The sequence below is a fragment of the Sphingomonas yantingensis genome, assembly GCF_014199325.1.
GTDB lineage: Bacteria > Pseudomonadota > Alphaproteobacteria > Sphingomonadales > Sphingomonadaceae > Sphingomonas > Sphingomonas yantingensis.
Genome location: NZ_JACIJJ010000001.1, coordinates 981308 through 998666 on the forward strand (window position 1 = coordinate 981308; position 17359 = coordinate 998666).

The following is a 17359-nucleotide window of genomic DNA, read 5'->3' on the forward strand; positions in this document are numbered from 1 at the left end:
CGATGTGGCGACTCGTCGTGGGCGCGATCGGCATCGTGTTCGGCGACATCGGCACCAGCCCGCTCTACGCGATGAAGGAGACCTTCATCGGCCACCACCGGCTGCCGGTGGAGAGCTTCTTCATCTACGGCGTCGTCAGCCTCGTCTTCTGGACGATGGTGATGATCGTCACGGTCAAATATGTCGGCTTCATCATGCGCGCCGACAACAATGGCGAGGGGGGCAGCATGTCGCTCCTCGCGCTCATCACGCGGCGCAGCGGCGGGGCGGGGTGGACCGCCAGCCTCGTCATGCTCGGCGTGTTCGCGACCGCGCTTTTCTATGGCGACAGCGTCATCACGCCGGCGATCTCGGTGCTGTCGGCGGTGGAGGGCCTGACGACGGTCAGCCCCGGCTTCGGCCCGTGGGTGCTGCCGATCGCGACGGCGATCCTCGTCTTCCTGTTCGTGCTTCAGGCGCGGGGGACGGAGACGATGGGCAAGCTGTTCGGCCCGATCGTGCTCGTCTATTTCGCGACGCTGGCGGTGCTCGGCGTGATGCAGATCGTCACCCGGCCCGAGGTCCTTTTCGCGCTTTCGCCGCATTATGCGGCCGAATTCTTCGCGCAGCGGCCGATGCTCGCCTTCCTGGCGCTGGGCTCGGTCGTGCTCGCGGTGACCGGGGCGGAAGCGCTTTATGCCGATATGGGCCATTTCGGCCGCCGGCCGATCTCGATCGCGTGGCTGTATCTCGTCTTTCCGGCGCTGATCCTCAACTATCTGGGACAGGCGGCGCTGCTGCTCAACGACCCCAGCGCGGTGTCCAATCCGTTCTTCCGCATGGCCCCGGACGAATGGCGCCTGCCGCTGGTCATCCTGGCGACGATGGCGACGGTGATCGCCAGCCAGGCGGTGATCTCGGGCGCCTTCTCGATCACGCAGCAGGCGATCCAGCTCGGCTTCATCCCGCGGATGCGGATCACGCACACCAGCGCGACGACCGTGGGGCAGATCTATATCCCGACGGTCAACTGGACGCTGCTCGTCATGGTGCTGCTGCTGGTGTTCACCTTCGGTAATTCGACCGACCTTGCCGCCGCCTATGGCATCGCGGTGACGGGGACGATGTTCATCACCGCCTGCATGCTCGGCGTGCTGATGTTCCGGGTTTGGAAGTTCAACCGGATCCTTGCGGGCATCCTGTTCGCCGCCTTCATCATCATCGATGGCGCGTATCTGGCGTCCAACATGCTCAAGGTAACCGATGGCGGCTGGTTCCCGCTGCTCGTCGGGATCGTCATCTTCACGCTGCTCACGACCTGGTCGAAGGGGCGCAAGCTGATGATGGAGCGGCTGCGCGAGAGCGCGATGCCGATCAAGGTGTTCATTCAGTCCGCCGCCAATTCGGCGACCCGCGTGCCCGGCACCGCGGTCTTCATGACCTCGACGCCAGAGGGGGTGCCGCATGCGCTTCTCCACAACCTCAAGCACAACAAGGTGCTGCACGAGCGCGTGATCCTCCTGACCGTCAAGGTCATCGACGAGCCCTATGTGGCTGAGCCCAATCGCGTGCGGCTGGAGCATCTGGAAAGCGGCTTCCACCGCATGGTGCTGTGCTACGGCTTCATGGAGGAAGTCGACGTGCCCGCCGCCTTGAAGCGCATCCACAATTGCGAGGGCGAGTTCCGGATGATGGAGACGAGCTTCTTCCTCGCGCGCCAGACGCTGCTCCCCTCGGCCCGGCCGGGCATGATGCTGTGGCGCGAAAAGCTGTTCGCCTGGATGCTTCGCAACGCCGAAAGCGCGATGGAGTTCTTCCGCCTGCCCACCAACCGCGTGGTCGAACTGGGCAGCCAGGTGGAGATTTGAGCGCGGTCGACGCGCCCATCATCGTGACGGCGCTGTTGGGGGCCGAGGATGCGGCCTGGCTAACGGACCTGCGCCGCGCGTACTTCCCGCCCGAGCGCAACCACCTCGACGCGCATCTGACGCTGTTCCACCACATCGCGCCGAGCCTCGCGCCGGAGCTCAAGCAGCGCCTCGTCGCCGAGACTCGCGGCGTGCCCATGCCGCCGGCGCGCGTCGGCGGCGTCATGTCGCTGGGGCGGGGGACAGCGTTTCGTATCGAGAGTCCCGAGCTGGAGGCGATCCGTGCTCGCCTGGCCGATGCGTTCCGGGGCATGCTGATGCCGCAGGATCAGGCCGGCTGGCGCCCGCACGTGACGATCCAGAACAAGGTCGAGCCCGCCGCGGCGAAGGTGCTGAAGGCCGAGCTGGAGGCGGGGTTCACGCCCCGCCCGCTCGCCGTCGCCGGCCTTGCCGCGTGGTGGTATCGCGGCGGCCCGTGGGAATTGATGAGCCGCCATATGTTCGCTTGACCGGGGGGCGGGCGGCCGATATGTGGCCCGCCTCGCCGCCATGCGGCGCGGCCCCTTGGGGCGGAGTAGCTCAGTTGGTTAGAGCAGCGGAATCATAATCCGCGTGTCGGGGGTTCAAGTCCCTCCTCCGCTACCATCCCTTCAGTCAGTCGATCTGCGCTGCCCGCCGGGCCAGCATCAGCGCGCCGAGCAGGCCGGCATCGCCGTCGAGCGCGGTCGGGGCGACCACGCTGTCGATCATCTCGTCGGGCAGCAGATATCCGTTGTTGAGCCGCCGTGCCTCGCGCCGGATCCGGTCAATCAGCCCGGGCGTGTGCAGCACGCCGCCGCCCAGCGCGATGCGGCGCGGTGACAGCGTCGCGATCAGCGTGATCGACAGATGGGCGAGCGCTTGGGCGACGATCTCATGCCCCACATGATCGTCCGGCAGGTCGGAGAGCGAGCAACCCCAGCGGTCGACGATCGCCGGCCCGGATGCGATCCCCTCCAGGCAGTCGCCATGATAAGGGCAGCGGCCGGCAAAGCCCGTGTCGGCGGGATGGCGGGGCACGCGGAAATGGCCCATCTCGGCATGACGCTCGCCGTCGAGCGGCACGCCGTCCGCGACCACGCCGCCGCCGATGCCGGTACCGACGGTCACGTAGACGACGATCCCGCCGATCGCGCCCACCGTGGCTTCCGCCATCGCCGCCGCGGCGACGTCGGTGTCGAAGCCGGTCGGCACGTCGGCGTCGCCGACGATCCCGGCGACTAGCGCGGCATCGCTCCAGTGCGGCTTCGGTGTTTTCAGGATGCTGCCCCAGCCGGGCGAGCCGCGGTCGCGGTCGATCGGGCCGAAACTGCCGATGCCATAGGCGTCGATCGGGCCGTGGCGGTCAGCGGCAGCGGCGAAGAAGGCGCGAACCTCGGCCAACGTCTGCTCCGGCCTCGTCGTCGCAATCCGCGCCCGCTCGCCGATCAGCCCCTCGTCGTTGCCGAGCGAACAGACGAACTTTGTACCCCCGGCCTCGACGCAGCCGTACAATCGATTTCCGCTCATACAAATCTCCGCAGCCCTGCTGCAAAGCGCATGGCCCGCGATGCGCGTCAAGCCACCCGAACGGACGCGGGGCTTGCACTAGGCGGGGGGTCGGTCCGCACCATTCCGCCCTCCTGAACGCTCGGATATGCGTGGGCCTTCAGACCAAGGATGTTCCGATGAGCCGCAGCGCCAGCGAAGAGCGTGACTATTTCCTGCGCCGCAGCGCGGATCATCGCGACCTAGCAGCGCGCACCGCCGAGGCGGGAAATCGCGTGCTGCATGAACGGTTTGCGACGCTCTATACCGAGCGTGCGGCGTCGGTCATGGTAGATGACCACTAAGGATCAGGCGCAAAGATACCAGGAACGCCCTAACCTATCATAGGTTTTTCCGCCCGAACCCGCCGATGTGGGCGTGTTCGCGTTGCGGAGACGGCCATGAAGAAGACGCTTTCGATCATCACCGTCGCTGCGGGCGGGCTTGCCGCCTGCGCCGCGCCGTCGATGCGCATCTCCGACGGGCTCCAGCGCTACGGCCTCGACCAGGCACGGTCGCAGTGTGTCGGCGACCGGCTGGGGCGCGAGCTTTCGTTCGGCCAGCTTCAGCAACTGGGCAAGGCGGCGGCGGCCTATCGCCGCGACGACCCGAACCCCGGTCAGCTGACGGGCGGCGACCTCGTCCGCGTGGCGGGCGAGATCAAGGATCCCAAGGTGGCGCTCGAAGTGGGCAAGGCGGCCGCGACATGCGGCGTCGTGCTCTGATCCCGAGCCAGACAGGAGATTTCAGATGAACAAGCATGAACTGGGCGGCGACGTCTGCTATGCCGGCGGCAAGGTGGAGGAAGCGGTCGGCGACCTGATCGGCAATCGCGAAATGCAGGCCAACGGCGTCAAGAACCAGCTCGCCGGTGGGGCAGAAAACTTGCTCGGCCGCGCCCAGTCGGTGGCGGGCGACGTCGCCGATGCAACCGCTTCGCTGATCGAGCGCGCGCGCGACCGTGCGGCCGATCTGGTCGGCCGCTCGGGCAAGGATTTGGGCCACGAGGCCGACAAGGCAGAGCGCGACCTGCGCCGCGGGGCCAAGCATGCCGAGCACGAGCTGCGCCACGGGGCGAATCGCGCCGAGAAGGAACTGCGCCGCGGTGTGAGGCGTGCCGAGGCGGCGGTGCGCCGCGACGCGCCGGTCTGGGCGGTGATCGCGGCGCTGGCCGGCGGCTATGCGATCGGCGCGCTGATCCACGGGCGCCGCGCCTGAGCGAGACGCGCATGGCGAGCCAGCTCAAGCCCCTTCGCGAGTCCGTCGACCTGCGCCATCTCCGCCAGATCATCGCCGGGCTCGACGAGGGCGTGATCCTGATCGACCCCGACGAGACGCTGCTCTGGGCGAACGATGCCGCGCTTTCGATGCACGGGGTCGAGCGTCTGGAGGAGCTCGGCCGGACGGTCGACGAGTATCGCGAGCGGTTCCGCCTGCGCTATCGCAACAACCACCGGCTCGCCGCCGATGACTATCCGATCGAGCGGGTGGTCGCCGGCGACAGCTTTTCCGAAGTGGTGGTGGAGGTGTCGGTCGGCGACGACGATACGCCCCGCTGGGTGCATCAGGTCCGCAGCCTCGTCCTCAACGACGATGACGAGGGCGAGCCAGCGATGGTCGTGCTCGTCATCCAGGACGTGACCGCGCGGTTCGAGGCGGAGGATCGCTTCGAACAGTCGTTCAACGCCAATCCCGCGCCCGCGGTCATCACGCGGCTGGCGGACCTTCGCTACGTCAAGGTCAACCAGGGCTTTCTCGACATGACCGGGCACGCGCGCGACCAAGTGATGGCGCACACGGTTTACGAGATCGACGTGCTGCGCGAGGCGACCGACCGCGAGCTTGCCAAGTCGCGCCTGGCCGAGGGGCGCACGATTCCCCAGATGGAGGCCGAACTCGAACTGCCGGGCGGCGGGACCAAGCTGGTCATCGTCGCCGGGCAACCGATCGAGATGAGCGGCGAGCCGTGCATGCTGTTCACCTTCGCGGATCTCGAGCCGCGCCGCTCGGCCGAGGCGGCGCTGCGCCATAGCGAGGAGCGGTTCACCCGGACCTTCCAGATGGCGCCGGTGCCGATGGCGATCGGCGCGCGCGACGGCCATCGCCTGTGCGAGATCAACGAGAGCTTCTCAGGCCTGACAGGGCATGAGGAGGCGACGATCATCGGCCGCTCGCTGGCCGAGGCGGGCCTCTGGGCCGACGAGCGGACCCGGCGGGAGGTCGAACAGGCGATCGCCGACGGCCGCGACCTGCGCGGGCATGAGGTGCGCATCGCCGCGCGGGAGGGCGGGCATATCGACTGCCTCGTCTCCACCGTCTCGATCCGGATCGGCGGCGACGACTGCGTGCTCTGGGCGTTCCAGGACATCACCCAGCGCAAGGCGACCGAAATCGAGCTCGTAGAGGCGATCGAGGCGGTGATGAAGGACACGCGCTGGTTCAGCCGGTCGATCATGGACAAGCTCGCCCGGCTGCGCGCGCCGCAGCCCGACGAGAACGGGGCGGGGATCGATGACCTGACCCCGCGCGAGCGCGAGGTGCTGGCGCAGATCTGTCGCGGGCTCGACGACAAGAGCATCGCGCGGGCGCTGGGCGTTTCGGGCAACACCGTGCGCAATCATGTCGCGCGCATCTATTCCAAGATTGGCGTCAATCGCCGCACCGCCGCCGCCGCCTGGGCGCGCGCGCGCGGTTTCGACGGCGAGGCGCTGATCGCCGGACGACTGGAGAATGGCGGATGACCGACAAGCCGAAGGACGAAGCCAAGGCCGCGAAAGGCGCGGCAAGCGCGGCGATCGGCAAGCTGATCGGCGACGACGCCGCGGTGCGCCGCGGCGAGGCCGAAAAGGCGGAGGCGAAGGCCGACGCCAACCCGAAGAAATAGCTTCCCCCGGCGCTCGCAGCTTGGCCGCGGGCGATGATCCCATGAAGAGGAGACTATCGATGAAGACGAAGATTGCCGCGATGGCCGGCCTGGCCGCGATGATGACGCTCGGCGCCTGCAACACTGTGGGCGGCGCGGGCAAGGACCTGAAGTCGGCGGGCAGTGCCGTCGAGAAAGCGTCGGGCCAGAAGAGCAAGAACTAAACGGGTTTCGCCGCGGCGGCGTTTCGGCCGCCCAGTCGGCGGCTTGCCGCGGCGAATGGACGGCCGGCGCCCCTACCGCCGGCCGTCCTTTTGCTTGTCAGCCCTCGGGTGGCGGGACGGCGGCTTCCTCGCGCTTTTCGAGTTGCAGGCCGTTTTTCAGCAGCATGGGAATGTTGGCGAAGGTGAAGATCAGCGTCGCCGGGATCATCCCCCATGTCTTGAACGTCACCCACTGATCCCAGTCGAGGCTCGCGCGGGCGACCTCGTTTGCGACGGCCGCCACCGCGAAGAAGCCGGCCCAGTTGATCGTCAGTTGCCGCCACCCCTTTGCCGACAATCCGGGATAGGCGCTCTCGAGCAGGTTCTGGAGCAGCGGCTTGCCGGTCGCGAGGCCATAGGCGAGCAGTACCGCGAACATCGCATAGACGAAGGTCGGCTTCACCTGAATGAAGGTGCGGTCGTGGAAATAGAGCGTCAGGCTGCCGAACACGAGGACGAGCCCGCCCGACAGCCACAGCATCGGCGAGATGTGCCCCGCCTTCACCCACGAAAAGATCAGCGCCGCGGCGATCGCGACCATGAAGGCGGCGGTGGCGGCGAGGATGCGGCCGATCTCGTTCCCTGGCGCCAGCGCGTTGACCGCGAAAAAGACCGCGAGCGGGCCATAGTCGACCGCCATGCGGAGGGCCGGGGAGAGGGGGGGCTTGGCCGTGCTCACAGCAGTTCCTCCACCCCGGCGATGATCCGCGACACTTCGCGCGCGTCGAACGGGCGCAGGTCGTCGGCCTTTTCGCCGACGCCGATCGCGTGGATCGGCAGGCCGTATTTCTCCGCCGCCGCCACGAGCACGCCGCCCCGCGCAGTGCCGTCGAGCTTGGTCATGACGAGGCCGGTGACGCCGGCGACTTCCTTGAACACCTCGATCTGGCTGAGCGCATTCTGCCCCGTCGTCGCGTCGAGGACGAGCACCACGTCATGCGGCGCGGCGGGATTGAGGCGACCGAGGACGCGGCGGATCTTCGCCAGCTCGTCCATCAGCTCACGCTTGTTCTGGAGGCGGCCGGCGGTGTCGACGATCAGCACGTCGATGCCGGTCGCGGTCGCTTGCTTCACCGCCTCATAGACGATGCCGGCCGCGTCGCCGCCCTCGGCGCCCGAGACGATCGGCACGCCGATGCGGTCGGCCCAGGTGCGAAGCTGGCCGATCGCGGCGGCGCGGAAGGTGTCGCCTGCCGCGAGCATCACGCCGTAATCCTGATCGACCAGCGTCTTGGCGAGCTTGGCGATCGTCGTCGTCTTGCCGGAACCGTTGACGCCGATGACGAGGATCACCTGCGGCCGCGGAAAGGCCTCGATCTCCAGCGGCTTGGCGACCTTTTGCAGCGCCTTTTCCACTTCCTCGGCGACGACCAGGCGGATGCCGAGTTCCTCCATGTTGCGCTCATACTGCCCCTCGGCCAGCCGCTGGCGGACACGCGCGGCGGTTTCGGGGCCGAGGTCGGAGGCGATCAGCGCCTCCTCGATCTCGTCGAGCGTCGCGTCGTCCAGTCGCGCGAGCGAGAGGCCGGCCAGATTGCCCATCAGCCGGTCGGAGGTCTTGCGAAAGCCCCCGAGCAGCTTTTCATGCCAGCTTGGGCCGTTCATTCGATGTCTCCGATCAGATGGTCGTCGGCGGCTGCCGTGATGCGCGCCGGGATAAGGGTGCCGGGCTCGCGCCGCGCGGCGAAGCGGACCTCGGCGAAGTTCTCGGCATGGCCGGTATCGCCGGGGCGTTCGACCAGCACCGACTGAGCGGTGCCGACAAGGCTGGTAAGCCAGTCGCGGCGGACACGGGCGGCAGTATCGCGCAGGATCGCGGCGCGCTCGCGCACCGTCACCGGATCGACCTCTGGCATCCGCGCAGCGGGGGTGCCTTCGCGTGGGGAGAAGGGGAAGATGTGCGCGTGGACGATCCCGCATTCCTCGATCAGCGCGCGGCCGTTCTCGAATGCCGCCTCGCTCTCGGTCGGGAAGCCGGCGATCAGGTCGGCACCGACGGCGAGGTCGGGTCTCGCCTCGCGCAGCCGGTCGACCAGCGAGACGGCTTGTGCGCGGCTGTGGCGGCGCTTCATCCGCTTGAGGATCAGGTCGTCGCCTGCCTGCATCGATAGGTGGAGGTGCGGCATCACCCGCGGTTCGTGCGCAAGCAGCGCGAACAGCCGGTCGTCGACCTCGGCCGGGTCGATCGAGGACAGGCGCAGGCGAGGAAGATCGGGAATCAGCCGCAGGATGCGCTCGACCAGATGGCCGAGCGTCGGCACGCCGGGGAGGTCGGCGCCGTAGCTCGTCAGGTCGACGCCGGTCAGCACCACCTCCAGATGGCCCGCCGCGACCAGCGCCGCGATACGCTCGACCACGCCGCCGGCGGGCAGCGACCGGCTGGGACCGCGGCCGGCGGGGATGATGCAGAAGGTGCAGCTGTGGTCGCAGCCATTCTGCACCTCGACCAGCGCGCGGGCGTGGGGTGAGGGGGGCAGGGCGGCGGGCGCCGAAGCGCCCCATGCCTCGGGCGCCAGCTTCAAAGGGTTGGCGACGACGCGGGTGACGCCGGGCAACGCGGCGAATGCCGTCGGGTCGATCGTCGCGGCACAACCGGTGACGACGAGCTCCGCGCCGGGATTTTCGCGCGCCAGTCGCCGCACCGCACGGCGCGAGCGGCGCACGGCTTCGCCCGTCACCGCGCACGAATTGACGACCGCGACGGGACGATCGCCCAGCATCGACCGGATCGTTTCGCTTTCGGAGAGGTTGAGGCGGCAGCCCAGCGTGACGATCTCGGCCATGTCAGCCCGGGCGCTTGGCGGCGAACATGGGCCGGGACTTAGGAGCGATGGCCCCGGAAGTCCATCACCGCGAAAGGGGACTGATGCACAAGGATGCCGCCGCCATTCTCGATTTCTGGTTCGGCGAATGCACGCCCGAACAGCATTTCGCCAAGGACGACGCGCTCGATGCCGAAATCGCGCGGCGTTTCGGCGAGCTTCGCGGGGTGGTGGTGGCGGGCGGAGCGGCGGGCTGGCGCGACGATGCCGACAGCCTGCTCGCCGCGATCGTCCTGATCGACCAGTTCGGCCGCAACCTCCATCGCGGGTCGGGGGAGGCGTTCGCCGCCGACCCGCTGGCGCTGCAACTGGCGCGAGAGGGCGTGGCGAAGGGGTATGACGGGCAACTGCCGCCCGCCCGCGCGAAGTTCCTCTACATGCCGTTCATGCACGCAGAGGATGCCGGCGCGCAGGCCGAATGCGTGCGGCTGTTCGAGGCGCTGGGCGATGCCGACTCGCTCGATTTCGCGAGGGCGCATCGCGAAGTGATCGAGGAGTATGGCCGCTTCCCGTCGCGAAACGCGGCGCTGGGGCGGGAGAGTACGCCCGCCGAGCAGGCCTATCTCAGCCGGCCCGACGCCGGCTGGTGATCGGCTCGACATTGCTGGTCGCGGGCGCGGCGCCGACGATCAGGTGGCGCTCGGCAAGTAGCGACCGCACGCCCACTGGCGACAGCGGCTTGCCATAATGCCAGCCCTGCGCCTTCGCACAGCCCATTGCGATCAGGCGCGCGGCGATCGCGCCGTCCTCGACCCCTTCGGCCGTCACCGGCAGGTTGAGGCTCTCGCCCAGCCGGACGATCGCGGTGACGATCGCCGCCGAATCAGGCGCCTCGTTGATCGAGGTGACGAACGACTTGTCGATCTTGATCCGGTCGAACGGCAGCGCGCGCAGGTGCGCGAGGCTCGAATAGCCCGTGCCGAAATCGTCGAGCGCGAGGCGAACGCCCTGGTTCTTCAGGCTGCCGGCGATCGACTGCGCGAGCGCGAGGTTGTCGAACAGCGCGCTCTCGGTGATCTCGATCTCGAGCCGGCTGGCGGGGAAACCCGTCTCGGTCAGCGTCTTGATGATCTTCTGCGCCAGCCACGCATCGCGAAGCTGCCATGGCGAGATGTTGACCGAGAGCGTCAGCGCCTGGTCCCAGTCGCGCGCCGCGGTGAACGCCTGTCGCATGATCGACAGCGACAGGTCGGCGATCATGCCGGTTTCCTCGGCGATCGGGATGAAGCGGTCGGGGCCGATCACGCCGCGCGTCGGGTGCTCCCAGCGGGCCAGCACCTCGAACCCCGTTAGCGCGCCAGTCGCAAGGTCGATCTGCTGCTCGAAATAGGGGACGATCTGGCCGCCCGGAATGGCGATGCGCAGACCCTGTTCCAGGTCGTTGCGCGCCTTGAGCTCGCGCTCCATCGATTCGTCGAACCAGGCGAAGCGGTTGCGGCCCGATTTCTTGGCCGCATACATCGCGATGTCGCCCGCGCGCATCAGCGCCTCGATCGACCGCGATCCGAAATCGGATCGGGCGAGGCCCAGCGAGCAACTGATGTGCAGCTTCTGCCCCTCGGCATCGAAGGGCTGGGCCAGGCGCGCGACGAGGCGTTCGGCCACGCGTTCGACGACCTCGGGTGCGCTCGAATCGAACACCATCGCGATCGCGAACTCGTCACCGCCGAGGCGCGCGTGCAGCGCGCTGGTCGGCGTGATCGCTGTCACTTCCTGCGCGACGATGCGCAGCAAAGTGTCGCCGACGGCATGGCCATGCATGTCGTTGACGCTCTTGAAGTGGTCGAGGTCGAGCATCATCAGCGCGGTCGCCTTGCCCCGCCGCTCCGCATCCACGAGCATCGCCGCGCCCTCGTCGGCCAGGCTGCGGCGGTTGTGGAAGCCCGTCAGCGGATCGCGCGCGGCAAGTGCGCGGGCGCGCGCCTCCGCCTCGGCATGGCCACGCACCTGGCCGACAAGCCCCGCATGGCGCCGCCATCCGATCAGGATCAGCGCGGTGTTGAGGAGGAGCGCGATGACGAGGATCTCGTCCGCGCCGTCACGCGTGCCCAGCTGCTGGCCGACAAGCTGCGACAGGACGGTCGAACCGATGCCGACGAACAGCAGGATCGCTGCGACGCTGATCGCGCCGGTCAGGCGCTGGCTGTCGCCGGAATCGGCCCGTTCGGTCTTCCGCATGGCGTGTCGATCGCTCCCCATCGAACGCCGGGTGCCACAGGTCGCGTCAAGAAGCCGTTAATCGCGACGCGGCGTTGCGTCGGCGCGGGTGTTGCGCTATGCGCCGCGGCCAACGCTCCGAACGGATCGTGATGCAGAGCGCCCCGAGGGGTACGCCGGCCGACGAGGTTTCGTCCGCCGGCGCATTTTGCGTTACGCCGGTCGGGTCGCGGAAACGGAGTTGAAAGCGCATGTTCGACAGTCTCAGCGATCGGCTTGGCGGCGTCTTCGACCGTCTGCGCGGCCGCGGCGCGCTGACCGAAGCCGATGTGCGCGGCGCGATGCGCGAGGTGCGGATCGCCCTGCTCGAGGCGGACGTGGCGCTGCCTGTCGCGCGTGCATTTGTCGACAAGGTGACCGAGGAAGCGGTCGGCCAGAACGTCCTTCGCTCGGTCACGCCGGGGCAGCAGGTCGTTAAGATCGTCAACGACGCGCTGGTCGAGATGCTAGGGTCGGACAGCGCCGACCTGAACCTCGACGTGACGCCGCCCGCGGTCGTGATGATGGTCGGGCTTCAGGGCTCGGGCAAGACGACGACGACGGCCAAGCTCTCGCGCCTCGTCAAGAAGCGCGGCAAGAAGGTGCTGATGGCGTCGCTCGACGTCAATCGCCCGGCTGCGCAAGAGCAGCTGGCGGTACTCGGCACGCAGATCGAGGTCGCGACGCTGCCGATCGTCGCGGGCCAGCAGCCCGTCGATATCGCCCGGCGCGCGATGCAGTCGGCGAAGCTCCAGGGCTTCGACGTGGTGATGCTCGACACCGCGGGTCGCCTGCACGTCGATCAGGCGCTGATGGACGAGATGAAGGCGGTTGCCGACATCTCGAAGCCGGACGAAATCCTGCTCGTCGTCGATTCGCTGACCGGCCAGGACGCGGTCAACGTCGCCACCAACTTTTCTCAGCAGGTGCCGCTGACCGGCGTCGTGCTGACGCGGATGGACGGCGATGCGCGCGGCGGCGCTGCGCTGTCGATGCGCGCCGTCACCGGCAAGCCGATCAAGTTCGCGGGCGTCGGCGAAAAGCTCGACGCGATCGAGCCGTTCCACCCCAAGCGCGTCGCCGGCCGCATCCTCGGCATGGGCGACGTGGTGTCGCTGGTCGAGCGCGCGGCGGAGGCGATCCAGGCCGACGATGCCGAGAAGATGGCCGCGCGCATGGCCAAGGGTCAGTTCGACATGAACGACCTGCGCAGCCAGCTGGCGCAGATGCGGCGCATGGGCGGTCTGGGTGCGCTGGCCGGCATGATCCCCGGCATGAAGAAGGCGCAGGCCGCGATGGCGGCTTCGAACATGGACGAGCGTATCCTCCTGCGCATGGACGCGATGATCGGGTCGATGACCATCAAGGAGCGTGCCAAGCCCGAGCTTCTGAACGCCAAGCGCAAGATCCGCGTGGCCAAGGGGTCTGGCACCACCGTGCAGGACGTCAACAAGCTCCTGAAGATGCATCAGGAAATGGCGACCGCGATGAAGCGCATCAAGAAGATGGGCGGCATCAAGGGCCTTGCCGCGATGCTCGGCAAGGGCGGCCCCGGCGGCGGCATGGGCGGGATCGGCAATGCGCTCGGCGGCCCGGCGATGGGCGATTTCATGTCGAAGGCGGGCGGGGGGCTCCCCGGCCTCGGCGGCGGGGGCGAGATGCCCAAGCTGCCGCCCGGCTTCGAAGACCTGTTGAAGAAGAAGTAAGGGCCGTCGCCCCGGCGAACGCGGGGGTCTTCGGCCGCAAGCAAACGACAACTATCAGGCCCCGGCCAGCCGGGGTCACGAATTGAGAAGAAGGAAGAAGTTCAAATGGCAATCAGCATGCGTCTGTCGCGTGGCGGCTCGAAGAAGCGTCCCTATTACCGCATCGTCGTCGCCGACGCGCGCAGCCCGCGCGACGGCAAGTTCATCGAGAAGATCGGCACCTACAACCCGCTGCTCGCCAAGGATTCGGACGAGCGCGTCAAGCTCGACACCGATCGCGCGAAGCACTGGCTGAGCGTCGGTGCGCAGCCGACCGACCGCGTCGCTCGCTTCCTCGACGCCGCGGGCGTCCGTGAGCGCGCCGCGCGCAACAACCCGAACAAGGCCAAGCCGGGCGAGAAGGCGACCGAGCGCGCCGAGGAGAAGGCCGAGAAGCTGAAGGCGCAGCAGGAAGCCGCGGAAGCGGCGAAGAACGCGCCCGCCGATGCCCCGGCCGAAGAGAGCGCCGAGGCGTAAGGGCTTGCCCGTCGCCGCGCGGTCCGCCGGGTCCGGCGCGCGCGGCGGCGGGCGATGCGTCGACCGATTACAAGGATTCCGCGCGTGACCGATCCGGCGAACAGCAAGGCGCCGCTCCCGGCGGACCCGGACCGGCCCGTGACGCTGGCCGCGATCACCGGCGCGCACGGCATTCGCGGTGAGGTGAAGCTCAAGATCTTCGCCAACGATCTGGCATCCTACCGCCTGTTCAACGGCGGCACGCTGAAATTGGTGAGCCTGCGCCAGGATATCGCCCGGTTCGAGGGTGTGGCCGACCGCACCGCCGCAGAGGCGATGCGCGGCACCGCGCTGACCGTACCCCGATCGTGCCTGCCGCCGCTGGGCGAGGGCGAATATTACCATGCCGACCTCATCGGCCTTCCCGCGCGCAGCGGGACGGGCGAACTGCTCGGCACTGTCGTCGCGGTCGAGAATTACGGCGCGAGCGACCTGGTCGAGATCGAGCGCGAAGGCGGCCGCCGCTTCCTCGTGCCCCTGACGGTGCAGGCGGTGCCGCATTGGGACGAGACCGAACTGGTCGTCGCCGAGGCCTTCATTGATTAGCCTCAATCGCCTGTCACGCGACCTTTGTCCTCCTTCAACCGCGCCTTCGACCGCCGGTTGCGCGCTTACTGGACGATCTCCTCCAGCGCCGAGATCAGCTTGATACCTGTTGATCTGAGGTAGTGCGGTTGGTGCGGGCCGGGGGACTCGAACCCCCACGGGCCGTTCGGCCCACCGGATTTTCGTACCCGCTACGGCTTTCGCCGCCGCTCCGGCCGCTAGGGGCCGCAAGCGTTCGGGGTCTGGACTATCCCTTCGCCCTGTCCCGCAACCGGGATTTAGGCGCCGCCCGTCTAGTCTCTACACCTTCCCGGCCGCACGAGGCCGCCGGGCTTGGCTCGGGATCGCCATCTGACAGGGTTCCCCGAATTTGAGCGGTTCTACGTCGCCGGTTTCCCGGCGCGCACTCAATTTTCGCGTCAAGTCCGTTGCGTCTACCATTCCGCCACGCCCGCATGCCGCGCTCCTGCCATAAGGCGGGCGCGGCGCAAGGCAAGCTATTCGCCGACGTTCAGGCGCTGACGCATTTCCTTGCCGGGCTTGAAATAGGGGACGCGCTTGGCATCCACCGGCACGACCTCGCCCGTGCGCGGGTTGCGGCCGGTGCGGGCATCGCGTGCGCGGGTCGAGAAGGCGCCGAAACCGCGCAGCTCGACGCGGCCATCCTCCGACAGGCGCGCGGTGATCTGGTCGAAGAAGATGTTGACGATGCGCTCGACGTCACGGACCGCAAGATCCGGATTGTCGCGGACCAGTAGCTGGACGAGTTCGGAACGTATCATGTCAAATCATGCCCCTGCGGATATCGATCCAACGATCGATCGAGATAAGTCCGCTAACGACGTACCCTAGCGCATAGGGCTAATCTCCATCAATCGGTAGCGGCGTTGAAACCTGTCCCGTACCGATGATCCATTGGGGTGAGACCCAATGAAAAGGGCGGCGGATGCGAATGCACCCGCCGCCCGATTCCCATCCGGTTTCCCGAAAGGTCTTAGTTCTTCTCGCCGCGCGCCTTCAGCGCCTCGCCGAGAATGTCGCCGAGCGACGCGCCCGAGTCGGACGAGCCGTACTGCGCGACCGCCTGCTTCTCTTCGGCGATCTGCATCGCCTTGATCGAGAAGGTGGGCTTCTTCGAACGGTCGAAGCCGGTCACCATCGCATCGAACTTCTGGCCGACTTGGAAACGCTCCGGGCGCTGCTCGTCGCGGTCGCGGCCGAGGTCGGTGCGCTTGATGAAGCCGGTGGCGCCGTCGTCGCCGGTCTGGACCTCGAGGCCCGCGTCGCGGACTTCGAGCACCGTCACGGTAACGATCTCGTTCTTGCCCACGCGGCCCGCGCCGCCGGCAGCCGCCGCACCGCCCGCAACCGGGGCGCCGCGCTCGAGCTGCTTCATGCCAAGGCTGATGCGCTCCTTGTCGGCCTCGACCGCCAGGACGATCGCCTTGACGACCTCACCCTTGCGGTGGAGCGCCAGCGCGTCCTCGCCCGAGATGCCCCAGGCGATGTCCGACATGTGGACCATGCCGTCGACGTCGCCGTCCAGGCCGATGAACAGGCCGAACTCGGTGGCGTTCTTGACTTCGCCCTCGACCTCGGTGCCGACCGGATGCGCCTCTGCGAAGCGCTCCCACGGGTTCTGCTGCGCCTGCTTGAGGCCGAGGCTGATGCGGCGCTTGTCCTCGTCGACCTCGAGCACGACGACTTCGACTTCCTGCGAAGTCGAGACGATCTTGCCCGGATGGACGTTCTTCTTGGTCCACGACATTTCGCTGACGTGGACGAGGCCCTCGATGCCCGGCTCCAGCTCGACGAACGCACCATATTCGGTGATGTTCGTGACGCGGCCCGACAGCTTCGCGCCGACCGGATACTTGGCACCGGCGCCATCCCACGGATCGCTCTCGAGCTGCTTCATGCCAAGGCTGATGCGCTGGGTGTCGCGGTTGATGCGGATGATCTGCACCTTCACCGTGTCGCCGATGTTCAGCATCTCCGACGGGTGGCCGACGCGCTTGTAGCTGAGGTCGGTGACGTGGAGCAGGCCGTCGATGCCGCCGAGGTCGACGAACGCACCGTAGTCGGTGATGTTCTTGACGACACCGTCGATGATCTGACCCTCGGCCAGGCTCTGGATCAGGCCCGAACGCTGCTCGGCGCGCGTCTCTTCGAGGACGGCGCGGCGCGACACGACGATGTTGCCGCGCTTGCGGTCCATCTTCAGGATCTGGAAGGGCTGGGGCAGGTCCATCAGCGGGGTGACGTCGCGCACGGGGCGGATGTCGACCTGCGAACCCGGCAGGAACGCGACGGCGCCCGACAGGTCGACGGTGAAGCCGCCCTTTACGCGGCCGAAGATCACGCCCTCGACGCGGTTGCCCTGGCTGAACTCGAGCTCGAGCTTGTCCCAGGCGGCTTCGCGGCGGGCGCGGTCGCGCGACAGCATCGCTTCGCCATTGGCGTTCTCGACGCGGTCGACATAGACCTCGACTTCGTCACCGACCTTGAGCTCGGCCTTCTGGCCCGGCGCGGCGAACTCGCGCAGCGGCACGCGGCCTTCGCTCTTCAGGCCGACGTCGATGACGGCAAGGTCGTTCTCGATCGCGGTGACGGTGCCGTGGACGACACGGCCCTCGAAGCTGTCGGCACCGCCGAACATGTCGTCGAGCATCGCGGCGAAATCGTCGCGGGTGGGGTTGGTAGCCATGGGTTGGAGTGGATCCTCAGTGTTGACGTTTTCCGGCCAGCCGGTTGGATCCGGCGGTCTTTGGGCCAGAATGCCGTGGCGGCCGAATGCCGCTACGGCATCCGCGCGAGCGCATGAGCGGGGAGGCGAAGGTCTCTCGATCGCGGTTACGATAGCGAAAGGGGCCGGTCGGTCATGCCGCAAGGCCGCTCCGCCGCCGAGCATATACTCGTCGGACGGTCGCGCGCCTAGCGCGTGCGCGCCAAAAACGCAAGCGCGCGCCGCCGTTGCCGTAGCGGGGCGAGCCGC

The 17359-nt window shown here is 67.9% G+C and carries 19 protein-coding genes and 1 tRNA gene; 13 read left to right on the forward strand and 7 right to left on the reverse strand.

All coding sequences use genetic code 11. From position 1 onward, the window contains the following. The first annotated feature begins 2 nt into the window (after positions 1-2). From FHR19_RS04980 to FHR19_RS04990, 3 genes are all read left to right on the forward strand, one after another. Complete coding sequence (locus tag FHR19_RS04980; protein ID WP_184025930.1) at positions 3-1847, forward strand: potassium transporter Kup; 1845 nt, start codon at positions 3-5, stop codon at positions 1845-1847. Further along, positions 1844-2356 (forward strand): 2'-5' RNA ligase family protein, encoded by a 513-nt coding sequence (locus tag FHR19_RS04985; protein WP_184025070.1) that lies wholly within the window; start codon positions 1844-1846, stop codon positions 2354-2356. The genes FHR19_RS04980 and FHR19_RS04985 overlap by 4 nt, the downstream gene beginning before the upstream one ends. Positions 2357-2415: 59 nt before the next feature. After that, positions 2416-2492: transfer RNA gene (locus tag FHR19_RS04990), tRNA-Met, on the forward strand. Positions 2493-2501: 9 nt separating this feature from the next. Here the strand turns inward: FHR19_RS04990 and FHR19_RS04995 are convergent. Then, on the reverse strand, positions 2502-3395 hold the full coding sequence (locus FHR19_RS04995; RefSeq protein ID WP_184025072.1) for an ROK family protein: 894 nt from the start codon (positions 3393-3395) through the stop codon (positions 2502-2504). A 158-nt stretch (positions 3396-3553) separates the two neighbouring features. On the opposite strand from FHR19_RS04995, the gene FHR19_RS05000 reads away from it, so the two are divergent. The 6 genes from FHR19_RS05000 (at position 3554) to FHR19_RS05025 (ending at position 6500) form a co-directional block, all read left to right on the forward strand. Beyond that, entirely contained in the window at positions 3554-3718 is a 165-nt protein-coding gene (locus FHR19_RS05000) for a hypothetical protein (RefSeq protein WP_184025074.1), read from the forward strand. 96 nt (positions 3719-3814) lie between these two features. After that, positions 3815-4138 carry a hypothetical protein gene (locus FHR19_RS05005; protein WP_184025077.1) on the forward strand — a complete coding sequence of 108 codons (324 nt, stop codon included), beginning with the start codon at positions 3815-3817 and terminating at the stop codon, positions 4136-4138. A 25-nt stretch (positions 4139-4163) separates the two neighbouring features. Continuing rightward, positions 4164-4631 (forward strand): CsbD family protein, encoded by a 468-nt coding sequence (locus FHR19_RS05010; protein ID WP_184025079.1) that lies wholly within the window; start codon positions 4164-4166, stop codon positions 4629-4631. An 11-nt stretch (positions 4632-4642) separates the two neighbouring features. After that, positions 4643-6154 (forward strand): PAS domain S-box protein, encoded by a 1512-nt coding sequence (locus FHR19_RS05015; RefSeq protein WP_184025082.1) that lies wholly within the window; start codon positions 4643-4645, stop codon positions 6152-6154. Then, complete coding sequence (locus FHR19_RS05020) at positions 6151-6297, forward strand: hypothetical protein (protein WP_184025085.1); 147 nt, start codon at positions 6151-6153, stop codon at positions 6295-6297. The genes FHR19_RS05015 and FHR19_RS05020 overlap by 4 nt, the downstream gene beginning before the upstream one ends. A 59-nt stretch (positions 6298-6356) precedes the next feature. Then, positions 6357-6500: an entericidin A/B family lipoprotein gene (locus FHR19_RS05025; RefSeq protein WP_184025088.1), complete on the forward strand. Its 144-nt coding sequence runs from the start codon at positions 6357-6359 to the stop codon at positions 6498-6500. A 97-nt stretch (positions 6501-6597) separates the two neighbouring features. On the opposite strand, the gene FHR19_RS05030 is transcribed toward FHR19_RS05025, so the two are convergent. Genes FHR19_RS05030 through FHR19_RS05040 form a run of 3 tightly spaced genes read right to left on the reverse strand, consistent with a single transcriptional unit; the run spans position 6598 to position 9322 of the window. Further along, entirely contained in the window at positions 6598-7179 is a 582-nt protein-coding gene (locus FHR19_RS05030; protein WP_184025933.1) for an inner membrane-spanning protein YciB, read from the reverse strand. Positions 7180-7214: 35 nt separating this feature from the next. Further along, on the reverse strand, positions 7215-8144 hold the full coding sequence (ftsY, locus tag FHR19_RS05035) for a signal recognition particle-docking protein FtsY (protein WP_184025092.1): 930 nt from the start codon (positions 8142-8144) through the stop codon (positions 7215-7217). Further along, entirely contained in the window at positions 8141-9322 is a 1182-nt protein-coding gene (locus FHR19_RS05040) for a MiaB/RimO family radical SAM methylthiotransferase (protein ID WP_184025096.1), read from the reverse strand. Before FHR19_RS05040 ends, ftsY begins: the two co-directional genes overlap by 4 nt. 83 nt (positions 9323-9405) lie before the next feature. On the opposite strand from FHR19_RS05040, the gene FHR19_RS05045 reads away from it, so the two are divergent. After that, on the forward strand, positions 9406-9951 hold the full coding sequence (locus FHR19_RS05045) for a DUF924 family protein (RefSeq protein WP_246359287.1): 546 nt from the start codon (positions 9406-9408) through the stop codon (positions 9949-9951). Here FHR19_RS05045 and FHR19_RS05050 read toward each other — a convergent pair. Continuing rightward, positions 9926-11539: a putative bifunctional diguanylate cyclase/phosphodiesterase gene (locus tag FHR19_RS05050; protein ID WP_246359288.1), complete on the reverse strand. Its 1614-nt coding sequence runs from the start codon at positions 11537-11539 to the stop codon at positions 9926-9928. The genes FHR19_RS05045 and FHR19_RS05050 overlap by 26 nt on opposite strands. Before the next feature lie 230 nt (positions 11540-11769). Here FHR19_RS05050 and ffh point away from each other — a divergent pair, with 230 nt between their 5' ends. The 3 genes from ffh to rimM all read left to right on the forward strand — a co-directional run bounded on the left by ffh (position 11770) and on the right by rimM (position 14364). Next, positions 11770-13263: a signal recognition particle protein gene (ffh, locus tag FHR19_RS05055; protein ID WP_184025106.1), complete on the forward strand. Its 1494-nt coding sequence runs from the start codon at positions 11770-11772 to the stop codon at positions 13261-13263. Between the two features lie 105 nt (positions 13264-13368). After that, positions 13369-13779, forward strand: a complete 411-nt coding sequence (gene rpsP / locus FHR19_RS05060) for a 30S ribosomal protein S16 (RefSeq protein ID WP_184025108.1) — start codon at positions 13369-13371, stop codon at positions 13777-13779. An 84-nt stretch (positions 13780-13863) separates the two neighbouring features. Next, entirely contained in the window at positions 13864-14364 is a 501-nt protein-coding gene (gene rimM / locus FHR19_RS05065) for a ribosome maturation factor RimM (RefSeq protein ID WP_343053165.1), read from the forward strand. Between the two features lie 497 nt (positions 14365-14861). Here rimM and FHR19_RS05070 read toward each other — a convergent pair whose 3' ends face one another. After that, entirely contained in the window at positions 14862-15146 is a 285-nt protein-coding gene (locus FHR19_RS05070) for an integration host factor subunit beta (RefSeq protein WP_184025112.1), read from the reverse strand. Between the two features lie 212 nt (positions 15147-15358). Beyond that, the gene (gene rpsA / locus FHR19_RS05075; protein WP_184025114.1) at positions 15359-17071 is read right to left on the reverse strand and encodes a 30S ribosomal protein S1; all 1713 of its coding nucleotides are present in this window, start codon (positions 17069-17071) and stop codon (positions 15359-15361) included. Positions 17072-17359 lie beyond the last annotated feature (288 nt).

Bases quoted from the DNA above. Each gene is read 5' to 3' on its own strand.
- FHR19_RS04980 (WP_184025930.1), top strand. From the start codon at position 3: ATGTGGCGACTCGTCGTGGGCGCGATCGGCATCGTGTTCGGCGACATC.
- FHR19_RS04995 (WP_184025072.1), bottom strand. From the start codon at position 3,395: ATGAGCGGAAATCGATTGTACGGCTGCGTCGAGGCCGGGGGTACAAAG.
- FHR19_RS05000 (WP_184025074.1), top strand. From the start codon at position 3,554: ATGAGCCGCAGCGCCAGCGAAGAGCGTGACTATTTCCTGCGCCGCAGC.
- FHR19_RS05005 (WP_184025077.1), top strand. From the start codon at position 3,815: ATGAAGAAGACGCTTTCGATCATCACCGTCGCTGCGGGCGGGCTTGCC.
- FHR19_RS05010 (WP_184025079.1), top strand. From the start codon at position 4,164: ATGAACAAGCATGAACTGGGCGGCGACGTCTGCTATGCCGGCGGCAAG.
- FHR19_RS05015 (WP_184025082.1), top strand. From the start codon at position 4,643: ATGGCGAGCCAGCTCAAGCCCCTTCGCGAGTCCGTCGACCTGCGCCAT.
- FHR19_RS05020 (WP_184025085.1), top strand. From the start codon at position 6,151: ATGACCGACAAGCCGAAGGACGAAGCCAAGGCCGCGAAAGGCGCGGCA.
- FHR19_RS05025 (WP_184025088.1), top strand. From the start codon at position 6,357: ATGAAGACGAAGATTGCCGCGATGGCCGGCCTGGCCGCGATGATGACG.
- FHR19_RS05030 (WP_184025933.1), bottom strand. From the start codon at position 7,179: ATGGCGGTCGACTATGGCCCGCTCGCGGTCTTTTTCGCGGTCAACGCG.
- ftsY (WP_184025092.1), bottom strand. From the start codon at position 8,144: ATGAACGGCCCAAGCTGGCATGAAAAGCTGCTCGGGGGCTTTCGCAAG.
- FHR19_RS05040 (WP_184025096.1), bottom strand. From the start codon at position 9,322: ATGGCCGAGATCGTCACGCTGGGCTGCCGCCTCAACCTCTCCGAAAGC.
- FHR19_RS05045 (WP_246359287.1), top strand. From the start codon at position 9,406: ATGCACAAGGATGCCGCCGCCATTCTCGATTTCTGGTTCGGCGAATGC.
- FHR19_RS05050 (WP_246359288.1), bottom strand. From the start codon at position 11,539: ATGCGGAAGACCGAACGGGCCGATTCCGGCGACAGCCAGCGCCTGACC.
- ffh (WP_184025106.1), top strand. From the start codon at position 11,770: ATGTTCGACAGTCTCAGCGATCGGCTTGGCGGCGTCTTCGACCGTCTG.
- rpsP (WP_184025108.1), top strand. From the start codon at position 13,369: ATGGCAATCAGCATGCGTCTGTCGCGTGGCGGCTCGAAGAAGCGTCCC.
- FHR19_RS05070 (WP_184025112.1), bottom strand. From the start codon at position 15,146: ATGATACGTTCCGAACTCGTCCAGCTACTGGTCCGCGACAATCCGGAT.
- rpsA (WP_184025114.1), bottom strand. From the start codon at position 17,071: ATGGCTACCAACCCCACCCGCGACGATTTCGCCGCGATGCTCGACGAC.